21 protein-coding genes are annotated in these 20,164 nt (G+C 63.9%); 6 read left to right on the forward strand and 15 right to left on the reverse strand.

Annotation, left to right across the window (positions count from 1 at the left end):
- Positions 1–197: 197 nt before the first annotated feature.
- Positions 198–581 (forward strand): hypothetical protein, encoded by a 384-nt coding sequence (locus ACZ2HM_RS15600; protein ID WP_141249455.1) that lies wholly within the window; start codon positions 198–200, stop codon positions 579–581.
- A gap of 363 nt (positions 582–944) precedes the next feature.
- On the opposite strand, the gene queG is transcribed toward ACZ2HM_RS15600, so the two are convergent.
- The gene (gene queG, locus ACZ2HM_RS15605) at positions 945–2,012 is read right to left on the reverse strand and encodes a tRNA epoxyqueuosine(34) reductase QueG (protein ID WP_052027755.1); all 1,068 of its coding nucleotides are present in this window, start codon (positions 2,010–2,012) and stop codon (positions 945–947) included.
- 43 nt (positions 2,013–2,055) lie between these two features.
- Here queG and ACZ2HM_RS15610 point away from each other — a divergent pair, with 43 nt between their 5' ends.
- Genes ACZ2HM_RS15610 through msrB form a run of 3 tightly spaced genes read left to right on the forward strand, consistent with a single transcriptional unit; the run spans position 2,056 to position 4,709 of the window.
- The gene (locus tag ACZ2HM_RS15610) at positions 2,056–3,027 is read left to right on the forward strand and encodes an ABC transporter ATP-binding protein (protein WP_037473739.1); all 972 of its coding nucleotides are present in this window, start codon (positions 2,056–2,058) and stop codon (positions 3,025–3,027) included.
- On the forward strand, positions 3,024–4,214 hold the full coding sequence (locus tag ACZ2HM_RS15615; RefSeq protein ID WP_470425654.1) for an ABC transporter permease: 1,191 nt from the start codon (positions 3,024–3,026) through the stop codon (positions 4,212–4,214). Before ACZ2HM_RS15610 ends, ACZ2HM_RS15615 begins: the two co-directional genes overlap by 4 nt.
- Before the next feature lie 18 nt (positions 4,215–4,232).
- Positions 4,233–4,709, forward strand: a complete 477-nt coding sequence (gene msrB, locus ACZ2HM_RS15620) for a peptide-methionine (R)-S-oxide reductase MsrB (RefSeq protein WP_470425655.1) — start codon at positions 4,233–4,235, stop codon at positions 4,707–4,709.
- Here the strand turns inward: msrB and ACZ2HM_RS15625 are convergent.
- From ACZ2HM_RS15625 to mgtE, 11 genes are all read right to left on the reverse strand, one after another.
- Positions 4,696–6,453, reverse strand: coding sequence for a hypothetical protein (locus ACZ2HM_RS15625; RefSeq protein ID WP_037473744.1), 1,758 nt, complete (start codon positions 6,451–6,453; stop codon positions 4,696–4,698). The two genes, msrB and ACZ2HM_RS15625, sit on opposite strands and share 14 nt — an antisense overlap.
- A complete protein-coding gene (locus ACZ2HM_RS15630; RefSeq protein ID WP_037473745.1) occupies positions 6,431–6,838 on the reverse strand; it encodes a GtrA family protein in 408 nt (135 codons plus the stop codon). The genes ACZ2HM_RS15625 and ACZ2HM_RS15630 overlap by 23 nt, the downstream gene beginning before the upstream one ends.
- 4 nt (positions 6,839–6,842) lie before the next feature.
- Positions 6,843–8,378, reverse strand: a complete 1,536-nt coding sequence (locus ACZ2HM_RS15635; protein ID WP_470425656.1) for an NAD(P)/FAD-dependent oxidoreductase — start codon at positions 8,376–8,378, stop codon at positions 6,843–6,845.
- A gap of 178 nt (positions 8,379–8,556) precedes the next feature.
- Entirely contained in the window at positions 8,557–8,889 is a 333-nt protein-coding gene (locus ACZ2HM_RS15640; RefSeq protein WP_037473749.1) for a UrcA family protein, read from the reverse strand.
- Positions 8,890–9,111: 222 nt separating this feature from the next.
- Complete coding sequence (gene purH, locus ACZ2HM_RS15645; RefSeq protein WP_470425657.1) at positions 9,112–10,701, reverse strand: bifunctional phosphoribosylaminoimidazolecarboxamide formyltransferase/IMP cyclohydrolase; 1,590 nt, start codon at positions 10,699–10,701, stop codon at positions 9,112–9,114.
- 80 nt (positions 10,702–10,781) lie between these two features.
- Complete coding sequence (locus tag ACZ2HM_RS15650; protein ID WP_470425658.1) at positions 10,782–12,185, reverse strand: UdgX family uracil-DNA binding protein; 1,404 nt, start codon at positions 12,183–12,185, stop codon at positions 10,782–10,784.
- Between the two features lie 10 nt (positions 12,186–12,195).
- Positions 12,196–12,657, reverse strand: coding sequence for a hemerythrin domain-containing protein (locus tag ACZ2HM_RS15655; protein ID WP_069065826.1), 462 nt, complete (start codon positions 12,655–12,657; stop codon positions 12,196–12,198).
- Between the two features lie 81 nt (positions 12,658–12,738).
- Positions 12,739–13,083, reverse strand: a complete 345-nt coding sequence (locus tag ACZ2HM_RS15660) for a hypothetical protein (RefSeq protein WP_409593663.1) — start codon at positions 13,081–13,083, stop codon at positions 12,739–12,741.
- Positions 13,084–13,166: 83 nt separating this feature from the next.
- Positions 13,167–14,411 carry a putative DNA modification/repair radical SAM protein gene (locus ACZ2HM_RS15665; protein ID WP_470425659.1) on the reverse strand — a complete coding sequence of 415 codons (1,245 nt, stop codon included), beginning with the start codon at positions 14,409–14,411 and terminating at the stop codon, positions 13,167–13,169.
- Positions 14,412–14,469: 58 nt separating this feature from the next.
- Positions 14,470–14,868, reverse strand: a complete 399-nt coding sequence (locus ACZ2HM_RS15670; protein WP_470425660.1) for a DUF1489 family protein — start codon at positions 14,866–14,868, stop codon at positions 14,470–14,472.
- Positions 14,869–14,899: 31 nt separating this feature from the next.
- Complete coding sequence (gene mgtE / locus ACZ2HM_RS15675; protein ID WP_333974447.1) at positions 14,900–16,333, reverse strand: magnesium transporter; 1,434 nt, start codon at positions 16,331–16,333, stop codon at positions 14,900–14,902.
- Between the two features lie 168 nt (positions 16,334–16,501).
- Here mgtE and ACZ2HM_RS15680 point away from each other — a divergent pair, with 168 nt between their 5' ends.
- Positions 16,502–16,954: a peptidylprolyl isomerase gene (locus ACZ2HM_RS15680; protein WP_037480090.1), complete on the forward strand. Its 453-nt coding sequence runs from the start codon at positions 16,502–16,504 to the stop codon at positions 16,952–16,954.
- A gap of 79 nt (positions 16,955–17,033) precedes the next feature.
- Here the strand turns inward: ACZ2HM_RS15680 and ACZ2HM_RS15685 are convergent, their stop codons facing one another.
- Together ACZ2HM_RS15685 and ACZ2HM_RS15690 are read right to left on the reverse strand one after the other, a co-directional pair.
- Positions 17,034–17,708 carry a hypothetical protein gene (locus ACZ2HM_RS15685; RefSeq protein WP_470425661.1) on the reverse strand — a complete coding sequence of 225 codons (675 nt, stop codon included), beginning with the start codon at positions 17,706–17,708 and terminating at the stop codon, positions 17,034–17,036.
- Positions 17,709–17,719: 11 nt separating this feature from the next.
- A complete protein-coding gene (locus ACZ2HM_RS15690; RefSeq protein WP_470425662.1) occupies positions 17,720–18,403 on the reverse strand; it encodes a peptidase in 684 nt (227 codons plus the stop codon).
- Between the two features lie 314 nt (positions 18,404–18,717).
- Here ACZ2HM_RS15690 and ACZ2HM_RS15695 point away from each other — a divergent pair, with 314 nt between their 5' ends.
- Positions 18,718–19,272 carry an outer membrane protein gene (locus ACZ2HM_RS15695; RefSeq protein ID WP_333974451.1) on the forward strand — a complete coding sequence of 185 codons (555 nt, stop codon included), beginning with the start codon at positions 18,718–18,720 and terminating at the stop codon, positions 19,270–19,272.
- Positions 19,273–19,398: 126 nt separating this feature from the next.
- On the opposite strand, the gene ACZ2HM_RS15700 is transcribed toward ACZ2HM_RS15695, so the two are convergent.
- Positions 19,399–20,136 (reverse strand): sulfite exporter TauE/SafE family protein, encoded by a 738-nt coding sequence (locus ACZ2HM_RS15700; RefSeq protein WP_470425663.1) that lies wholly within the window; start codon positions 20,134–20,136, stop codon positions 19,399–19,401.
- Positions 20,137–20,164 lie beyond the last annotated feature (28 nt).

The raw sequence follows: 20,164 nt of genomic DNA on the forward strand, positions 1-20,164 counted from the left end.
GCGGGTCCATCCGACACGATAAATCAGAGGAAATCCTACATTGGAAGGGGAATAGGATTTGGGGGGCACCCGTTCGGATAGGCTTTGCTCTGGAAGGACGGGAAGGGGTGGTTAGCGGAACGTCGGCTTCCAGTTCATTGGACTGATATAACGGACATTGATAACGTCTGATCGACGCCCACTAAAGCCGAGCATCTATGAAAGAGATTTTCTTTATCGCTGCTTATGCAGGAACCCTATCGGCCTGTTCGCTCCATACCTCAGAAGAAAGCGGTTATCTTGTTCAGGTATCCGGGACCGGACTTTTTTCGAAAGATGAAACCTTCTCAGGCGCGCAAATTATGAAGGGTGGTCCACAATCTTATCGTAATTTTTCTGAGCGAAGTTGGAAATCGGCATCTCAAGGACAAGAATGCCAAGGCGCTTCAATGTGGCATATTCGAGGGACGGTCAGGTCGGCGACTTCCGACGAAATCGAATTTGAGAAGATAGCCTCTTTCCGCGCCATGGCTGCTCCAGAAGCCAATCGCATCGCTCGTAAATCAAAGCATCCCACGCTCATAAACATCACATTTTGCTGAGGTAGAAAGTCTCCTTTTTAGGAGCTTCCTTTGGCTGTTAAGGGGCAAAGAATGCTCGCTTTTGGTCATCCTCCCCTGGCAGGGGAGGTGGCAGGGCGTAGCTCTGACGGAGGGGTGTTACCCTATCGAGGGGGCGACACCCCTCCACCACTTCGTGGTCCCCCTCCCCTTCCAGGGGAGGATTTTAGGCTTAAGGCGGGGTGGCGCTTTGTCTGCTTTTAGCCCTCTCCCGTCTTCACGGGTTCAAACGAGTCACGTGCCTCGTTTGAAGGTTGGGGGAGGGTCTTGCTTCCGGTCCGGTGCGTCCTCAGAAAGATAGAAAGACCCTCACCGACTGCGACTAGGCAGCACGCTGCCAAGTCTTCATAGCCTCTCCCGCGAAGGCGGGAGAGGGCTAAGGGGGGCGGCGCTCGACAGTTTTTCGATTGCCCAGGCCGCCGCTTCGGCCACCACGGGATCATCATCCGCGACCAGCGCTTCCAGCCGCCCCCGCAGTCGCGCGTCGCCGCTATTGCCCGCTGCGATCGCGGCGTTGCGGACCAGGCGGTTGCGGCCGATGCGTTTGATGGGGGAGCCGGAGAAGAGTTCGCGAAAGTCGGCATCGCCTAGCGCCAGCAGATCGGCGAGTTCAGGCGCAGCGAGTTCGGCGCGGCCGAGGAAGGCGCGGTTGGCGGCGGCGGCGTCGGCAAATTTGTTCCAGGGGCAGACCGCCAGGCAATCGTCGCAGCCATAGATGCGGTTGCCCATGCCGACACGCAATTCGTGCGGAATCGGCCCTTTATGTTCGATCGTCAGATAGGAGATGCAGCGGCGCGCATCGACGACATAGGGCGAGGGGAAGGCGTCGGTGGGGCAGGCGGTCAGGCAGGCGGTGCAACTGCCGCAATGGTCGCTTTCCGCGCCGTCGGGGGCGAGCGTCAGTTCCGTGTAGATGGCCCCCAGGAACAGCCAACTGCCATGGTCGCGGCTGACGAGGTTGCTATGCTTGCCCTGCCAGCCGAGCCCCGCGCCCTGCGCCAGCGGCTTTTCCATCACCGGGGCTGTATCGACAAACACTTTGAGCGCGCCGGGCTGTTGATCGACCAGCCAGCGGGCCAGGGCTTTCAAAGCCTTTTTGACGACGTCGTGATAATCCTTGCCCTGCGCATAGACCGAGATGCGCGCGCGGTCGGGCACATCGGCGAGCACCAGCGGATCGCGCCCCGGCGCATAGCTCATGCCCAGCATGATGACGCTGCGGACGTCCGGCCACAGCCCCTGGGGCGATCCGCGCTGTTCGGCACGCTCCTCCATCCACAGCATGTCGCCATGATGGCCCGCGTCGAGCCACTGGCGCAGCCGCTCGGCACTTTGCGGGGCGGCATCGGCGGGCGCGATGCGGCAAATGGCAAAGCCCAGTTGCGCGGCCTGCATCTTTAGCCGTTCTTCCAAGGTTTCGGTTTGCACGGCCACGGGTCCAGACTATCACAAGGGCATGAACGGCGACACTCCGGGCCTTGCTCCCGCTCCAGCCTATGCCCTGGAAGGCCATGGCCTTGTCAAGACTTTCGGCAGCTTCCGCGCGGTCGACGGGGTCGACATCGCCGTGCCTGCGGGCACCATCTATGGCGTGCTTGGCCCCAATGGCGCGGGCAAGACGACTCTGTTGCGCACCTTGCTCGGCATTATCGATCCCGACGAAGGGCATCGCACCCTGCTGGGCGCGGAGCAGCCGCTGCGGATGGCGCGGCAGGTCGGCTATCTTCCCGAAGAACGCGGGCTCTATCCCTCGATGAAGGCCTATGAGGCGATCGCCTTCATGGGGGCGCTGCGCGGGCTGCCGCTGCGGCAGGGGCGGGTGCGGGCGCGCGAAATGCTGGAGGGCCATGGCATGGGCGCGGCGATCAACAAGCCGATCCGGCAATTGTCCAAGGGGATGGCGCAGACGGTGCAATTGTTCGGCACCATCATCCACGAACCGCGGCTGATCGTGCTGGATGAGCCCTTTTCGGGGCTGGATGCGATCAACCAGGAGAAGTTGGAGCGGCTGATCCGCGAACAGGCGCAGCGGGGCGTCACCGTGCTGTTTTCCACCCATGTCATCGCCCATGCCGAACGATTGTGCGAGCGGGTCGCGATCGTGGCGGGCGGGCGCATCCGGTTCGAGGGTACGGTTGACGATGCGCGCGCGCAGTTGCGGTCGCAGGTGCGGTTGCGCACGCGGGCGCGCGATGGGGCGTGGCGGGCGGCACTGCCGGGCGATGCCAGCCAAGAAGAGGGCGCATGGCATTTCGCGCTCCCCGATGGCGGGATCGAGCCGTTGCTCCGCGCCTTGCTGGATGGCGATGCGGGGATTGAGAGCCTGTCGATCGAGCGGCCGGGCCTGCATGATGCGTTCGTCGCGATTGCCGGCGCGGCGGCGGCGCAGCAGATGCGCGATGATGCCGAGCGGGAGGCGGTAGCATGAGGGAGATGTGGCGCGCCGCCCTGGTGATCGCGCGGCGGGATTTCACTGCCGTCGTGCTGTCTCGCACCTTCATCCTGTTCCTGCTCGGACCGTTGCTGCCGATCCTGATCGGGATGGTCTTTGCCGGGTTCACTGACAAGATTTCCAGTACGGACCTGCGCCCCGTGGTCGGCATTGCCATGCCCGCGAGCGAGGCGGTGCGGCTGGAGCAGGCCCATGGGCGGCTGACCGAGCGGATGGGGGATCAGGCGCTCGTGCGGTTGCGGCGGGTGCCGGTGACCCCTGCGCCGCGCGTGCAACTGGCGCGGGCGGATTCGGCGGTGGTGGCGATCCTGTCGGGCACGGTCGCGCGGCCGGTGTTGACCGGCAAGGCGGAGGATCTGGACCGGCTGCAGGGTGACCTCAGCCTGATCGCCAGTGCGGCGCAGGCGGCAAATACGCTGCGCATGGTGCAGGTGCAGCGCGAGGAGGTGGCCACCAGCAACGGGGCGCAGGCGCAGGGGCGGTTGCAGATCGGCCGGGTGGCGCAGATCGTGATGTTTTTCCTCACCATCCTGCTGGCGGGCATGATCCTGTCCAATCTGGTCGAGGAAAAGACCAACAAGATCATCGAGATATTGGCAGCGGCGGTGCCGATCGACGCGATTTTCTTAGGGAAACTGATGGCGATGCTGGCGATGAGCTTTGTCGGTATCGCCTTCTGGGGCGGGACGGCCTTTGCGATCTTCCTGGCGCTGGGCGGCAATGGCGCGGCGGTGCCGGTGCCAGCGGTCGGCTGGCCGGTGTTCCTGGCTCTGGCGGTCATCTATTTTGCGATGGCCTATACGTTGCTCGGCTCGCTATTCTTAGGCATCGGCGCGCAGGCGGCGACGGTGCGCGAGGTGCAGACGCTCAACATGCCCGTCACCATGGGGCAGATGATGATCTTCTTCTTCGCCAGCTACGCCATCGACCATATGGGCAAGGCACCGGAGATTGCCGCGGCGATCTTCCCGTTCAGCTCGCCCTTCACCATGATCGCGCGCGCGGCGCAGGATGATGCGCTGTGGCCGCATCTGCTGGCGATCGTCTGGCAGGCGCTGTTCGTGGGGCTGATCATCCGCGTCGGCGTGCTGCTGTTCCGCCGTCATGTGATGCAGTCGGGCGGCCGCTGGTGGAAACAATTGTTCAGACCTTCGACAGGCTAGGGCGGATAGGATCGTGCGATGAACAGACGACATCTTATAGCGGGCATGGCGACCGGCGCGGTGGCTTTGGGTTTCTGGCGATTGGGCGTCGGCGAGGCGGAGGCGGCCTATCCCTTTGCCCTGACCGATGCGCAATGGCGCCAGCGCTTGTCGCCGCTTGCCTATAATGTGCTGCGCAAACAGGCGACGGAGCATCCCTTCACCAGTCCGCTGGACAAGGAAAAGCGCGCGGGCGTCTTTGCCTGTGCGGGGTGCGACCAGAAATTATTCAGCTCAAAAACCAAGTTTGACAGCCGCACGGGTTGGCCGAGCTTCTACGCGCCCCTGCCGAAGGCGGTCGGCACGAGTCGCGACTTCGACCTCGGCTATCCGCGCACCGAAGTTCATTGCGCGCGCTGCGGCGGGCATCTGGGCCATGTGTTCGATGATGGGCCAAGGCCGACGGGCAAGCGCTATTGCATGAACGGCGTGGCGATGCGCTTCATTGCGGCCTGATGCGATAGAGGCGCAGCGGTCCCTTGGCGGGGAGCTGTTCGAGCCAGGCGGGCGGGGTTCCCCGCGCTAACAGGGCGGCGAGGCCAACGGGGTTGGTTTTGGCGTAGAGCCGCAGTTCGTTGAGGCCGTCGCAGGTGACGACATAGGTTGCGTGCGTCCTTGTGATGATGGCGCGAGCTTTGTCCGGCGAGTCTACGAAAGCCTGGATAACGGTGGTAATTCCAGCGGTATTACGATGATGACCCGTGCCAATAATGGCATGGGAAGTACGTATGAGAATGGGAGGACCGATATCCAGCGGCGCAAACAGGGTTGAGCTGGGCAGCGTCCTAAGTGGTGCCAAAATTTGGCTAGCGCCGCAATTTATGCCAGCCTCTTCATTCGGGTCGGCAGGCGCAGTGATAATTACCCATATAATCGACATTGCTACCGGGGTCAGCAGCGCCAGCGCGGCTGATCCTGCTACACGTATAAATGCGTGGCTTGAAGCCCGGAGTCGCCGAAAGAGGTCCGTCAGTAGCCAGGCGATGCCCGGCAAGGCGAAGAGATGAGCAACCGACAATGCCCGCATTACCAAGATGGCAACGCCCGTCGCGCCCAGTAATAGCGATGCGATCATCAGCCAGAGCATCCGCGCCTCGCCCTGCGTTGCGCGTGCCGCAGATAGTGATGCCGCCAAACCAAGCAGGGCTGGCATTAGGATCAAGCCGCGAATAGTCAGAAGCTGCTCCCAGATCGGGCGTCCTTCCATGACCCGAAGATACCAAAGCTTATGGGCCAGTGGCCCGATCGTCGCGAACGGATCGCCCGACAGACAAGAGCCGCCCGTCAGCGCAAAAGTCGCCAGCGCCGCACCGCCGCCGATCAGGGCGATAGCGAGGCGGCTATTTGCGGTGGATGCATCGATCAGCCGGGTAGCCGCAAGTGTGGCGATCGCGAGCGCGACCAGCGGCCAGACATAGACATAGGATAGCGCGTCGCAATGGCTGGCCATAGCGGCATTCGGCCCGCGCAACAGCACCAGCAAAGGGAGGGCGACGCCGCCCAGGGTGAGCGCGAAAGCGATGAAGCGTGGCGCTTGATCGCGGGCGATCCAGTGGCGCAGCGCGAAGGCCGCGCCAAACAGCGCGACATAGGGCAGGCTTTCGCTCGAAATCTGAAGCCAGAGCGCCAGCGCCAAAGCCGCGACGATGCCGCCGCGCGCCGGCCTGTCGTCGGTCGCGCCGCACAAAGCGATCGCGGCCAGCAGAATCTGCCAGCCATGATGGTCGATACGCAAAGGGGTGAATTGCACCAATATGCTGGGTGTCGTCAGCAACAGGGCGACGCTCAGCAAGGCAACGATAGGCCCGGCGATCCGGCGCGCGGCGATAAATGCGGCGGCCGTCAGGCCGCCTAGCAACAGCAGTGGCACGATCGCACAGGCCAGCATTTCGGCGCAAGCGGCACCAAGCAACGGCTTGAACAACAGAATCAGCGCGATGATCGGCATGTCGACGATGCGCGACCAGTGCATCGGGCCACCGAGCGGCGGGTTCACCCGATGCTGGGATACGTCCCAAAAGGTCTGTCCGCCGACCCAGTCACGAATCTGCGCCAACCGCATAGCATCGTCAGCATCGCGGAAGGCCAGCGTCGGGATATCGGCGCGGAACAACCATAGCATCACCGCGCTACACAGCATCCAGCCCAGCAGCGCGAAGAGCGCCGCTCGGTTACGATCAGGCGCGGGCGAAGATAGCATAAGTGCGGATCGCATAGACGGTGAGGAAACTCACCGGGATGGAAACGAGCTTGGCAAGCGCCGGGGCGAGGCCGAGCGCGCTGAGGCCACCGACGAGGAGCAGGGTCAGGCCCATGCCGAGCAGGGCGCTCGCGACGAAGCCCGCGCGCTGCGCATGGGTTGGTCCCGTGCCGGTATCGAAGACGAAGCGGATGCTGATCCTCCAATGGACCAGTAGCCCCCCGGCATAGCCGCCAAAGGCCGCGAGCAAAGGCGGCGCGCCTAATTGGTCGAGCGCCAGGAACAGCGCCATATCGCTCGCCAGCGCGCAGATACTGGCGAGCAGATAGCGGGCAAAGGTCGCGCGCGCGACCAGCATGGCAACGCCGCGCAGCCGGTCGATCATGGGATCAGGCAGCCTTCAGCCGCGATGGCACGGCGCGGGTGCTGGCGAGCGCCGCCTGCGTATCGGCATCCATCCCATCAATCTGGCCCTCATCGCCTGCCTCATGATATTCGGCGTCTTCATTGACCGACCAGACGTCATGGACGCGCGCGCCCGCAACGATGTTGCGGACGGTCAGCATCGCCGTCATCATCGCATGATCCTGATTATTATAGCGGTGCATGCCGTTGCGGCCGACCATGTGCAGCGTGGGATAGCGCGCTTCGAGTTCGCTGCGCATCGCCAGCACATTGGCGGCATAGGCATCGTCATAGACGGGATAGGCCTTTTCCTGCCGCACCACCGCGCCGCCCACGACATCGTCGGGGTTGCAGAGGCCCAGAAGCGCCATTTCCCGCGTCGCCAGTGCAATCAGATCGGTATCGGTCGACGACCAGAGGCCGTCGCCTTCGAAACAGAAATATTCAAGGCCAACGCAGGCCAGCGTCGGGTCGGGCACCATTTCAGGCGACCAGCTGCGGAAATTCTGGATGCGGCCGACCTGCACCTTGCTGTCGTGGATGTAGATCCAGTTGTCGGGGAAGATATCCTCCCCCTTCACCATCAGCGCGACGGTCAGGAAGTCGCGATATTTAAGGTCCATCGCTTCCGGCAGCGTCGCAGGCAGCGGGTGGACGCGGGCGGCCAGTTCGCGCATCGGCGCGGAGGAAATGACATGGGCGGCATTGATCACGACATCGCCCTGCGGCCCTTCGGCCACCAGTCGCCAGCCGTCGCTGCCCGGTTCCTGTTCCAGCCGCTTGAAGCTGTGCGCCATCAGCACCTGATTGCCGCCTTCGACCACGCGGTCGCGCGCGGCTTCCCACATCATGCCGGGGCCAAGGCGCGGATAGCGGAAGGTTTCGAGCAGCGTCTTGGTCGCCATGCCGTCATTGGGCTTCTTGTTGAAGCCAAGCGAGCGCTTGAGGCCATCCACCACCGCGCCCCACAGCGACAGACCCTTGATCCGCTGCGCCGCCCAGTCGGCCGACATTTCGTCGCACGGCATGCCCCACACCTTTTCAGTGTAGGTCTTGAAGAAGATGGAGAAGAGCTTGTGGCCAAAGGCGTTGACGGTCCAGTCCTGAAAGGAGCGGACGTTGCGGTTGGGGAAGAGCCGCGCCTTGGCGAAGCTCGCCATGCACAGCGTCGAACGCCAGACGCCCAGGTTCCACAGCGCTTCGAACGCGCGCAGCGGATAGCTGTAGAATTTGCCCTCATAATAGATGCGGCTCATCCGGGGACGCTGGATGAAATCGTCGGGCAATATCTCGTTCCACAGGTCGACCACCTGCTGCGATTTGGAGAAGAAGCGATGCCCGCCAATGTCGAAGCGGAAGCCGTCCAGTTCGACCGTACGGCTGATGCCACCGACATAGACGGGGTCTTTTTCGATCACCGTCACGCTATAGCCCTGCTTGGTCAGCAGATAGGCAGCGGTCAATCCGGCCGGGCCAGCGCCGATGATGGCGACGTCCACATGTTGGTCGGTACGCAGCATGGCAGGCTATTCCCCCGATGGTCTTTCGTCGCTTCGGGAGTGAAGGAAATCTTCTAAGGACTGGTTAATGGCGCGTAAGCAAAGCGCCCATGCGCTGCTGCCCATGACAAAGGGCCGCCCCGCTGATGCGGAACGGCCCCCTGCAGTCCCCTTCGTGGGGGAGGGCGACAAGCGGCAATCAGATCTGGCGCTGGGCCATATTGCTGAGGTCGCTGCGCGCACCGTCCATGGCCTGGCCAAAGCAGGTGCGATAATCGTCGGTCACGGGCAGGATCGAGCCGTTGACGAAACCGCACACCTGCTTGGCCGCACGGGTCACGCGCGAATCGGCGCGACGCATGTCGCGGCTCTTGGCAAGGTTGAGGTCCGCCACGGATACGGCGATCGAGCGGGTTTCGGTGCCCGCATGGCCGTCCACGATCACATCCATGTCATTGCTGCCGGCGCTCGCCATAGTGGGCAGCGCAAGGGCCATAGTGGCGGCGAATGCCACCAGCATCTTCTTGTTCATCCTATTCTCCTGTCGAACATTTTGTTTTTTTTCAGCCCCACATCTGCGTGGAAATAGGGTCACGCTGTAAATAAGCCTCGCCGGTGCCTTTGAAAAGGGGCCAGTTGACAAAAAATGGCGGAAAACCGTTATTTTGCGGGTGCGAAGGGAATGTCTTCGCACCCGTGTCATAGCTTTGCGAACAGGCTTGGCCCGTTCGTGCCGCACCGGCCTCTTTAACAATTAATGCCGGAAGTGGCGCATGCCGGTGAAGACCATGGCGAGGCCTGCTTCATCAGCGGCGGCAATCACTTCGTCGTCGCGGATCGATCCCCCCGGCTGGATGACGGCGGTCGCCCCCGCTTCGACCGCGGCCAGCAGGCCATCGGCGAAGGGGAAGAAGGCGTCGGAGGCTACGGCCGAGCCGATCGTGCGGGGCTCGCTCCAGCCCGCCTTTTCGGCCGCGTCCTTCGCCTTCCACGCGGCGATGCGCGCGGATTCGAGGCGGTTCATCTGGCCCGCGCCGACGCCCGCGGTGCTGCCGCCCTTTGCATAGACGATGGCGTTGGACTTCACATGCTTGGCCACGGTCCAGGCGAAGAGGCAGTCGGCCAGTTCCTGTTCCGTGGGTTCGCGCTTGGTCACGACCTTGAGCGCGTCGCGCGTCACCTGGCCATTGTCGCGGCTCTGCACTAGCAGGCCGCCCGCTATGCTCTTGATTTGCAAGCCGGTCCGCGCCGGATCGGGCAGGTCGCCGGTCAGCAGCAGGCGGAGGTTCTTCTTCTTGGCGAAGATCGCGCGCGCGGCATCATCGGCATCGGGTGCGGCGACGACTTCGGTGAAAATGCCGCTGATCGCTTCGGCGGTGGGACCATCGAGCGGGCGGTTGACGGCGATGATGCCGCCAAAGGCCGACACGCTGTCGCAGGCCAGCGCCGCTTCATAGGCTTCGATCAGGGTCGCGCCGGTGGCGACCCCGCACGGGTTGGCATGCTTGACGATCACCACGGTCGGCGGGCCGTTGCGAAATTCGCTGACCAGCTCAAGCGCGGCGTCGGCGTCGTTATAATTATTATAGGACAGTTCCTTGCCCTGGATCTGGGTCGCCTGGGCAATGCCGTTCGCCGATGGGCTGGTGGGCAGATAGAGGGCAGCCGACTGGTGCGGGTTTTCACCATAGCGCAGCGCGGTGCCGAGCGTGCTGGCCACGGCGAGCGTTTCGGGGAAGGTGACGCCCTGGTCGGCGAAGGCGAACCAGCTGGCGATCATCGAGTCATAGGCAGCGGTTGCAGCATAGGCCTTGGCCGCGAGCATCCGGCGGAAATCATAGCTGGTCGCGCCGCCCTTCGTGTCCATTTCGGCGATCAGGCGGGCATAATCGGCCGGATCAGTGACGATCGCGACGCTTTCATGATTCTTCGCGGCGGAGCGGACCATCGAGGGGCCGCCAATGTCGATATTCTCGATAATCTCGTCGCGCTCCGCGCCCTTGGCCACGGTCGCGGCGAAGGGGTAGAGGTTGACGACGACCAGGTCGATCGCGCCGATCTGATGCTCGTCCATCGACGCGACATGCGCCGGGTTGTTGCGCACGGCGAGCAGGCCGCCATGCACCTTGGGGTGCAGCGTCTTGACGCGGCCGTCCATCATTTCAGGAAAGCCGGTCAGGTCGGAAATATCCATGACGGTCAGGCCCGCGTCGCGCAGCGCCTTGGCCGTGCCGCCGGTCGAGACCAGTTCGACGCCATGCTTGCCCAGCGCCTGTCCCAATTCGATGAGCCCCGCTTTGTCCGACACGGACAGGAGGGCGCGCTTGATGGGATAGTCGGTCATGGCGGGGCTTTCTAGGTTGCGGGTCGGACGGAAGCGTTCGCGCAAGGCCTTTAGGCGTGCGGCCCACAAAAATACAGGGTTTAGTCGGCGGTCAAGACGCGCAGCCGATCGCCGATCATCGCCAGGTCCGCGACGAAGCGCGCTTGCTCTTCCGCCCGCCGGTCTTCGTCGGGCAGGCGCAACAAATAGCTGGGATGGACGGTGACCCAGCCTTCCGCGCCGTCTTCCAGCGGGATGGCGGCACCGCGCGTCCCGCTGATCGTCACGGCCTTGCCCAGCATCGCGCGCGCGGCGGTCGCGCCCAGCGCGACGATGATGCGCGGCCGCAGGATCGCGCGCTCCTGGTCCAGCCACCAGCGGCAGGCCTGCACCTCGCCCGCCACCGGGGTCTGGTGGATGCGCCGCTTGCCGCGCTGTTCATATTTGAAATGTTTGACGGCGTTGGTGACATAGGTCTGGGCACGATCGACGCCCGCCTGCGCCAGCGCCGCGTCGAACAATTGCCCGGCTGGGCCGACGAAGGGGCGACCGGCCAGATCCTCCTGATCACCCGGCTGTTCCCCGATGAACATCAGCGGCGCGCTCAGCGGGCCTTCACCGAACACCGTCTGGGTCGCATGTTGATGCAGCGGGCAGCGGGTGCAGGTCATGGCTTCGGCGCGCAGGGCATCCCAGGCGGTCGCGCTGTTGCTCGCGCGTCTGGGCGGGGTCGGGGCGGTAGCGATCATCGCGGCCTCGCGCTGCTGCGCCCCGGCGATCAGGTCGGGAATGAGCGCGGCTTCGGGCAGGTTGCGCCAATATTTCTTCGGCATTTCCGACAGCATAGCGCCGGTCTTGAGCCGGGCCGGGTTGAAGATGGCGGCATAATAGCCCTTCCACAGCGCCTCGACCGGGTCGCCCTGCGGCGCGTCGGCGCGGCTGGCGCCGGGGCCTTCGCGCAGCGTCGTGCCATCCCAATGGATGCTGATATCGGGCGTCAGGATCGACCAATGCATGGTGGCGAAGCGGCGCATGAAGAAACCGGCATTGGCGCGCACGATATGATGATCCGGCTCGAACCAGGCGACGAAGCGGGGGCCGTCGCCATCCGCCATCTCGCGGAAGCGGACGAAGGCGCGCATCTTGTGGATGTCGCGCCTGACCGATTTGGCCAGCGCCTGCACCCGGCCCAGCATCGGGTCGGCGCTGTCCTCCATCGTGCCCGGCCGCGCGCGCACGCGGCACAGCAGGGCGTAGAGAAAGGCGAAGCGGCTGGGATCGCTGTGCAGGATTGCGCTTTCCGCCAGCGTTACGAAACTGCGCGGCACCGAGAAAGCGCTGCTTTTGGTGTCGGGCGGGAGCGGGGCGTCGCCGAACAGGTCGCCCGGCGCATCGCCGACCTGCCACACGACATCGGCCGGATCGACGCCCGCCATCGCCAGCCGCCGCGCCGCCGACCGCCAACCGTCCATATCATCGGGCGCGGTCAGGGCGACGCGGTGCATGGTGTCTCGCTTAATCCTCTGCCTGGGCGCGTTCCAGTTCGGCGGGCTTGCGCTTAGCGAACAAGGCGCCGAGCTTCTTCTCTTCGTCCGCCGTCAGATCCTTGGCAGCGGTCGGGAACATCTCTTCCTCTTCCTCCTCGATATGATGGAGGTAGCGCTTCTTCATCTCGGCGAATTTCTTGCGCCAGGCTTCGCCGTTGAATTTCAGTCCGTCCAGCTCTTCGAGATAGTCGTCGATTTCCTTATGTTCGGACACGCTATGCTGCGCATCTTCGCGCAGGTCCGGGCGCGACAACATGGTGGCGTAGAGGGTTTCCTCTTCGGCGGCGGCGTGGGCGGTCACTTCGACGGCAAATTGCGCGAACAATTTTTCGAGCTGATCGTCGCTTTCCGCCTTGGCCATCTTCTCGAAAAGCTGGCGATGCGCGTCATGATCCTGCTTCAGACGATCGAAAATAGTGATGTCGGCCATGCTGGTTCCTCCCTGGTTCGAAGGATCACAACGACGCGAACGGCAATTGGCTCCCGCCGATCCGCGTTCAGCCGAACGTCGTCAGCCGAACAGGGCGCGGAAGATGATGGCGACCGGAATCCAGAGCGCCGCGCCGATCAGGCTAGCGGCCCAGAGTTGCACGACGTCGCGGCGGAAGCGGAGCGCCAGGCCGCTGCGCGACAGGCTGCTGTGGTCCAGCATCTGCCAGCGCCGTTCCAGCCCGCGCGCGGCGATGGCATAGCCGCCGATCGCGACGATGACGCCCAGGTGCAGGACGAGCGATCCGCCCATCTTCGCGACGATGAATATCTGCAACAGACAGAATACCACCAGCGCCGCCGCCAGATGGCTGCTGATCCGCTTCGCAAAGCCGCCGCTGCGGCCCATTGCCTGATTGTCGAACATCGTCGCCAAGACCCGACCCCCTGAATGACGGAAAGCCAAAGAATTCCACGATCGCGACTCGGAAGCAACCGGAAAAGTCGTGGTCAGGCAAAGAGTTCGAGCTGGCTGGCGGGCGGCGTCATGCGCGCGCGCAGATCGGCGCGGTCGATGAGCGCCACCGGGCGCCAATCCGCCGCCACCAGAAAGGGCCGCAGCTTCTTGATGGAGGTCGTCATCCGCGCGACATCATCGAGCCGCAGACGGCGATGGCGGCGGCTGGCGAGGATGCGATCGACCGCCTTGACGCCCAGGCCGGGCACCCGCAGCAGCGCCTCGCGCGGCGCGCGATTGACATCGACGGGAAAGATGGCGCGATGGTTGAGCGCCCAGGCGAGCTTGGGATCAATGTCGAGCGGCAGGTGGCCGGTTTCCGCGTCAGTCGCCGCCGCCACTTCGCTTGCGTCATAGCCATAGAAGCGCATCATCCAGTCGGACTGGTAGAGCCGATGTTCGCGCATCAGCGGCGGGCGCTTGAGCGGCAGCACGGCGCTGGGCGACGGGATAGGCGAAAAAGCGCTGTAATAGACCCGGCGCAACCGGTGGCGATCATACAGGCTGCTGGCCCGCGTGATGATCGCCCGGTCGTCGGCGGCGTCCGCGCCGACGATCATCTGGGTGGACTGGCCCGCCGGGGCAAAGCGCGGCGCGTGGCGATATTTGCGCCGCGCGTCGCCGCTATCCTCCATCTCGGTCCGCATCTGGCCCATCGCCCCTTCGATCCGGGCGCCGTCTTTTTCCGGCGCAAGCCGCTTGAGGCCGCTTTCGGTCGGCAGTTCGACATTGATCGACAGCCGGTCGGCATGCAGCCCCGCCTGGCGCATCAGGCCGGGATCGGCATCGGGGATGGTCTTCAAATGGATATAGCCGCGAAAATCATGATCCTCGCGCAGCGACCGGGCCACCTCGACCATCTGCTCCATCGTATAGTCGGACGAGCGGATGATGCCGGAGGAGAGGAACAGCCCCTCGATATAATTGCGGCGGTAGAAGCTGAGCGTCAGGTCCACCACTTCCTTGGCGGTGAAGCGGGCGCGGCGCACGTCGCTCGATTTGCGGTTGATGCAATAATGGCAGTCGAAGATGCAACTGTTGGTCAGCAATATCTTGAGCAGCGAGATGCAGCGGCCATCGGGCGCATAAGCATGGCAAATGCCCATCCCTTCGGTCGAGCCGATGCCCTTGCCGCCACGCGAATCCCGTTTCGACGTGCCCGACGAAGCGCAGGAGGCATCATATTTGGCGGCATCGGCCAAGATTTCGAGCTTCTGACGGGTGGACATCTGAACCATAGCGTTCGTGCTATGTTCTTTCTAGCAACAAGTCCAGCGTTTCAAATGCTTATGCCCTTTAGACCAGACCGAGCTTCGCCAGTTCGTGCAGCATGGCAGGGGGCATGGCGTCGCGCGCATCGACTTCGCCATCGGCAAGGTCCGGCGGCGCGTCCTTGTCCTCCAGATAGCGCCAGCCCTGATGCGCGCGCTTGGGCGCGGCGTGGACAGGGATCAGGCGCGGTTCGAGCCGGACCCAATGGCGGCCTTGCCCCGTTTCCTCGAACCCCAGGATCGGGCTGCGGCCGACGATCATATGCGCGTGAATCCAGTAAAGCGATCCGCCCGCCATTTCCTCGACCCGCTTGGGCAGATAGCGGGTGGTGATCCGCGCTTCGCCGGGCTGGCTTTCCAGCCAGGCGCGCAGGGTTGCGGGGCTTTCGCTGCGAAAAGCGATCTTGGTGATGTGCAGCGGCATGGGCGCGATTTGGGGACGGACCAGCGCGGCTTCAACGCAGGAAGAGCGTGGCCAGCCCCAGGAAGGTGAAAAAGCCGAGCGAATCCGTCATCATCGTCACGAACACGGCGGAGGACACTGCCGGATCGACATTATTGCGTTCCAGCGTGACCGGCACCAAAACCCCGGCCAGCCCCGCAACCATATTGTTGGTCAGGATCGCCGCGCCGAACACCAGCGACAGGTCGAGCCGCCCATAGATGACATAGGAGCCGATCGCGATCAGCGTGCCCAGCGTCGCGCCATTGGTGGCGGCGATGCGGAATTCGCGGCCGATCATCCGCGCGGTGTTGGAACTGGTGAGCTGGTTGGTGGCGAGCGCGCGCACGACCACGGCCAGCGTCTGCGTCCCCGCATTGCCGCCCATGCCCGACACGATGCCCATCAACGCGGCGAGCATCGCAAACCGCTCGATCGTCCCTTCGAACAGGCCGACGACCGACGCGGCGAGCATCGCCGTGCCAAGGTTCACGACCAGCCAGATCAGGCGCGCGCGCACCGTCATCAGGATCGGTTCGTTGATGTCGCCTTCGCCCGCGCCCGACAGGCGTAATATGTCCTCGCCCGCTTCCTCGGCAATGATGTGGACGACGTCATCGACCGTGACCATGCCGACCAGCCGCCCGCTTGAATCGACGACGGCGGCGGAAATGAGCGCATATTTCTGGAAGCGTAGCGCCACTTCCTCCTGGTCCATATCGACCGGGATCAGCGTCTGTTCGCGCTTCATCAGGTCGGCCATCGCGACCGAACGGGGGCAGGTGAGAATCCAGCTTAGCTGGCAATAGCCGACCGGCCGGTGCATCGCATCGACGACGTATATTTCCCAGAAATCGGCGGTCAGGTCGCCATGGTCGCGCAGATAGTCGATCACCTGGCCGACCGTCATATGTTCGGGCACCGCGACCAGATCGCGCTGCATCAGGCGTCCGGCGGATTCCTCCGGGTAGGACAGCGCGCTTTCGATCGCCGCGCGATCTTCGGGGTCGAGAGCGTCGAGGACGGCCTGCTGGTCGGCATCGTCCATATCCTCGATCATCGCGACGGCATCGTCGGTGTCGAGTTCGGCCGCGAATCCCGCCACCTGTTCCGGCGCAAGGTCGCCGATCAGGTCGTCGCGGACATAGTCGTTGAGTTCGGACAGCACTTCCGCGCCGACCAGATCGCCGAGCGCCGCCGCCACCGCGCCACGCCGGTCGGCGGGCGTGAGTTCGAGCAGATCGGCAATGTCGGCGGGGTGCAGTGGCGACACGAGATCGCGCGCCCGCTCGGCATCGCCATCCTCCACCGCGTCCAGCACGGCCGTCACATATTCGGGTCTCAGCCGGTCATCCTCGTCATGACGGGATTCGGCCTGATCGATCGCGGTCGCGTCGATCAGTTCTTCATCGGGCCGGGCATTGGCCTTGTCGCCGCGATCGCTCATGGCGCGCGCTACTGTCCGGTTCCTGTAACATGGGGGTGCTTTCGCCTATGCTCGGCCTAATTGCAATGGGGCGACGGCAATGAACGCCTTATCCACAACAATCTTCCATCCCCTTTGATAGCCTCTATATGGGGGCCACTACCCCTTCCCCGGCAAGAGAGGATCATCATGGCCGAAGAAACACTTACCCTCGCCCTCGACAGTGGCGGCGACGTCGTCATCAAGCTGCGTCCTGACCTGGCTCCCGGCCATGTCGAGCGCATCACCACGCTCGCCAAGGACGGCTTTTACGACGGCGTCGTGTTCCACCGCGTCATCGCCGGTTTCATGGCGCAGGGCGGCGATCCGACCGGCACCGGCATGGGCGGGTCCAAGCTGCCCGACATCAAGGCCGAGTTCAGCCGTCAGCCGCACGTCCGCGGCGTCTGCTCGATGGCGCGTTCGTCCAACCCGAACAGCGCCAACAGCCAGTTCTTCATCTGCTTCGACGATGCGACCTTCCTCGACGGCCAATATACCGTCTGGGGCGAAGTGACGTCGGGCATGGAACATGTCGACGCGCTGCCCAAGGGCGAGCCGCCGCGCACGCCGGGCAAGATCGTCAAGGCGACCGTCGCCTGATCTGACCATCGCCGTCCGCTTCGGGAAGCCGAACCGCCTGCCTTGCGGCGGCGTTCGTCCTTCTCGAAGCGGACGGCGCTTATTTCTTGCTTTTGCCCGCCATGCCGTCGGTCATGGAGATGGCTTCCATCGCATTGCTGGCATCGGCCGCCTGGATGGGCGGGGCATAGGCACCGATCCGTTCGATATGCCAGCGCCGCTGTTCGGCGGTCGATCCCGGCACGTCGTTGACGCGGTGCAAGGTCACCTGGCGCAAGGCGTAGAAGGGTTTGCCGTTCGCGGCGATCCGGCCATAAAGCTGGACCGGCACTATGACATAGAGCGACCCGGCCGCGCCTTCCGGCTCGGATGGCGCGCCGACATTGGCGTGGATTTCACTGAAACCCCGGAAACGCGCCGCGAAATGCGCGTCATCCTGCGTCCCGATTTGGCCGCGCGGATTCCACAGCGCCTGCGCATCTTCGAACCGCTTTTCCTCCAGCAGGCCATAATAGCCCTGCACGACCTGCGCCGCGCCCTGTGCGCTGTCGGGATCGATCGATCCTTCGGCCAGCGGGGCTGGGTCGATCGGCAGGCCGCCCGGCGTGCCGGGCGCTGGCGGATCGAGCGGTTCCATCACCGCCATCGCCTCGGCCCGAAAGCTGTTTTCCACCTGGGCCACATTCGCGCCATTGGCGAGATTGTCGATTGCGCTTTCCTCCCGCCCGTCGCAGGCGGCGACGAGCAGGAGGGGTGTCAGTAAGAGTGGCTTCATCTGTCTCCGCATCAGTCTGGGCGTGTCCGCATGGCTGGGCCACGGCTGTTGGTGGGCGCCGGTCGATCGGCGCGGATACTAGGGGCGGGGCGATTGCCAACGCTGCGCTGCGGCCGGGGCTGGCTCGCCTGCGGGCGATCCGGCCGGGCCTGCGGCGTCGGGCGCACAGCATTGTTATTCTGCCAGCGGCCCCGGCCCCGGTCGCCCTCTACGCCGGGCTGCGGCCGAGGACGGGTGTAGCGACCATCGCCTGGCCGACCATCATTGCCGCGTCCGCGCCATTCGCCCCGTCCATCGCCGCGCCCGTCATTATCGCGCCCACGCCAATCGGGCCGCCGGTCGGGTCGTCCATCGCGATCCCGGTCACGCCAGCGATTGTCGCCGCGCTCGGCGCGGCGGCCTTCCCAATAGCGGCGCTGGCCATCGTTCCAGCGGTGACGGCGTCCACCCCGGTCGTAGACATAATAGCCGTTACCGGGATAATAATAATTATTGTACCAGCCGCCGAATGCGCCGGGCTGATAATAGCCTGCGGGACCATAATAGCCGTCGCCATAATAGCCACCACCGCCATAATAGCCCGTGCCGACGTTTACGCCGCCATAGCCATAGCCGTCATCATAGGCGCAGCCCCCCAATGCCAGCGCGCCAATCAGGCCCATCGTAGCCAGTAACCGATGTCGGATGCCCGTCATCGCCTTTCTCCTCATCTTTATCTGTCACTGACGTAACGCGGGCCGGTTGAATTGGTTGTGAATGAAAATGGGGTGCGCCGTCCAGCGTTTATCTGCCGTTCAGATAAGGGGTGTTTCGTTCATCTGGGCGACAGAAACCGTGTTTTTTCCGTCACATAAATGTCATTCGTCCGGTTTTTATCGTTCGTTCAGGAAACCTTCGGGCGGGTCCGGTCATTTTGTGTCGTGTCTGGTGCAGCAGCTTGGAGCGCTCGCGCCGACCCGGCGGGTCCACACCGCTGCTTATCCTCAACAATAGAAAAAGGGTTACCCCCATGAAGACACTGCTTTTCACAGCGGCTGCCGCTGCGTCCTTCATTCCCGCCGTCGCGATGGCGCAGGACGATGGCAGTTCTACCCGTCGCCTCGAACCCTATGTCGGCGTGATGGGCGGCGTGCATAATTTCGATAGCGAAACCGGCAAGGAAGGCATTCCGCCCGTCGGCTATAAGGGCCGCATGGTCGAAGGCGTCGCTGGCGTGAACTATAATGTCGCAGGGCCGATCGTTCTCGGCGTTGAAGGCGGCGCGTCCAAGGGCGTGTCGGGCGACATCGACTGGGAATATAATGCCGCGGGCCGTGTCGGCGTCAAGGCCGGCAAGGACAGCATGATCTTCGGCAAGGTCGGTTACAAGTGGGTCAATTTCGACGCGCTCGGCCCCGATAGCCAGGATTTCCATGGCACCACCTATGGCGCTGGCGTGGAACTCTCGCCCGCCGACATGGGCAGCTCGGCCATGAGCAGCAACATCCGTTTCCGGGTGCAGGCCGACACGATGGGCAATTTCCGTTCGATCCGCCCGATGGCTGGCGTTGTCGCGAAGTTCTGATCTAATTCCAAGCTTAAAAGTTCGGGCGGGCCGTAACGGCTCGCCCCCACCAGCCAATCCTTGCCGCGGCAAGGACTGGGGGTCCGGGGCGGTGCATTGGACTGCCGCCGTCCCGGATTCTCCCGTTCAATAGACGCCGATCATCTTGGCCCCCGCCACGATCAGGACCAGCGCCAGGGCGCGCACGATCATGGTCGATGGCAGGCGAATGCCCAATGTCGTGCCCACGAGCGCACCCGCGAGCGCGGCCCCGGCAAAGAGCGGCAGCGTCTCTGGCAGCTGTTGCAGCGACGCCAGATTGCCGAGCAGCCCGGAAATCGAATTGACGAGGATGAACACCGCCGCGATTCCCGATGCAGCGCGCGGCGTTGCCCAGCCTAGGAACAGCAGCAGCGGCGACAGGAAAATGCCGCCGCCCGTGCCCGTCAGGCCCGACAACAGGCCGATGCCCGCCCCAGCCGCGATCGCCGCCATAATGGGCGGATCTTTGACATCTTCCGCCGTGCCGAGCGGCTTTGGCCACAGCAAGCGCGCAGCCGACAGCCATAAGACCACACCCACCAGCGGACGATAGAAATGCGTGGGCAGGATGATGCCCCCGCCGATGAACGCCATGGGGACGGCCCCGATCAAAAAGGGCCAGAGCGTGCGCCAGCGGAACAGCCCAGCATGAACGAAGCGGGCGGAGGTGAAGGTCGCCACAATGACGTTAAGAACCAGTGCCGTGGGACGCATCACCTGCGCAGGCAAGCCGAACAACGCCATCAACGCGATATAGGCCGACGCCCCGGCATGGCCGACGCTGGAGTAGAGCGCTGCACCGAAGAAGATGCAGGCGGCAAGGGCATAGGTGGCGTCAATCATGACAGGGGCGCTCGCACTCCGGTCCTGC

Source organism: Sphingobium sp. KKT206 (genome assembly GCF_055640555.1).

What these genes read in the sequence shown, in the direction of transcription:
- ACZ2HM_RS15600 (WP_141249455.1), top strand. Translation starts at nt 198, where the DNA reads ATGAAAGAGATTTTCTTTATCGCTGCTTATGCAGGAACCCTATCGGCC.
- ACZ2HM_RS15610 (WP_037473739.1), top strand. Translation starts at nt 2,056, where the DNA reads ATGAACGGCGACACTCCGGGCCTTGCTCCCGCTCCAGCCTATGCCCTG.
- ACZ2HM_RS15615 (WP_470425654.1), top strand. Translation starts at nt 3,024, where the DNA reads ATGAGGGAGATGTGGCGCGCCGCCCTGGTGATCGCGCGGCGGGATTTC.
- msrB (WP_470425655.1), top strand. Translation starts at nt 4,233, where the DNA reads ATGAACAGACGACATCTTATAGCGGGCATGGCGACCGGCGCGGTGGCT.
- ACZ2HM_RS15625 (WP_037473744.1), bottom strand. Translation starts at nt 6,453, where the DNA reads ATGCTATCTTCGCCCGCGCCTGATCGTAACCGAGCGGCGCTCTTCGCG.
- ACZ2HM_RS15630 (WP_037473745.1), bottom strand. Translation starts at nt 6,838, where the DNA reads ATGATCGACCGGCTGCGCGGCGTTGCCATGCTGGTCGCGCGCGCGACC.
- ACZ2HM_RS15635 (WP_470425656.1), bottom strand. Translation starts at nt 8,378, where the DNA reads ATGCTGCGTACCGACCAACATGTGGACGTCGCCATCATCGGCGCTGGC.
- ACZ2HM_RS15640 (WP_037473749.1), bottom strand. Translation starts at nt 8,889, where the DNA reads ATGAACAAGAAGATGCTGGTGGCATTCGCCGCCACTATGGCCCTTGCG.
- purH (WP_470425657.1), bottom strand. Translation starts at nt 10,701, where the DNA reads ATGACCGACTATCCCATCAAGCGCGCCCTCCTGTCCGTGTCGGACAAA.
- ACZ2HM_RS15650 (WP_470425658.1), bottom strand. Translation starts at nt 12,185, where the DNA reads ATGCACCGCGTCGCCCTGACCGCGCCCGATGATATGGACGGTTGGCGG.
- ACZ2HM_RS15655 (WP_069065826.1), bottom strand. Translation starts at nt 12,657, where the DNA reads ATGGCCGACATCACTATTTTCGATCGTCTGAAGCAGGATCATGACGCG.
- ACZ2HM_RS15660 (WP_409593663.1), bottom strand. Translation starts at nt 13,083, where the DNA reads ATGTTCGACAATCAGGCAATGGGCCGCAGCGGCGGCTTTGCGAAGCGG.
- ACZ2HM_RS15665 (WP_470425659.1), bottom strand. Translation starts at nt 14,411, where the DNA reads ATGGTTCAGATGTCCACCCGTCAGAAGCTCGAAATCTTGGCCGATGCC.
- ACZ2HM_RS15670 (WP_470425660.1), bottom strand. Translation starts at nt 14,868, where the DNA reads ATGCCGCTGCACATCACCAAGATCGCTTTTCGCAGCGAAAGCCCCGCA.
- mgtE (WP_333974447.1), bottom strand. Translation starts at nt 16,333, where the DNA reads ATGAGCGATCGCGGCGACAAGGCCAATGCCCGGCCCGATGAAGAACTG.
- ACZ2HM_RS15680 (WP_037480090.1), top strand. Translation starts at nt 16,502, where the DNA reads ATGGCCGAAGAAACACTTACCCTCGCCCTCGACAGTGGCGGCGACGTC.
- ACZ2HM_RS15685 (WP_470425661.1), bottom strand. Translation starts at nt 17,708, where the DNA reads ATGAAGCCACTCTTACTGACACCCCTCCTGCTCGTCGCCGCCTGCGAC.
- ACZ2HM_RS15690 (WP_470425662.1), bottom strand. Translation starts at nt 18,403, where the DNA reads ATGACGGGCATCCGACATCGGTTACTGGCTACGATGGGCCTGATTGGC.
- ACZ2HM_RS15695 (WP_333974451.1), top strand. Translation starts at nt 18,718, where the DNA reads ATGAAGACACTGCTTTTCACAGCGGCTGCCGCTGCGTCCTTCATTCCC.
- ACZ2HM_RS15700 (WP_470425663.1), bottom strand. Translation starts at nt 20,136, where the DNA reads ATGATTGACGCCACCTATGCCCTTGCCGCCTGCATCTTCTTCGGTGCA.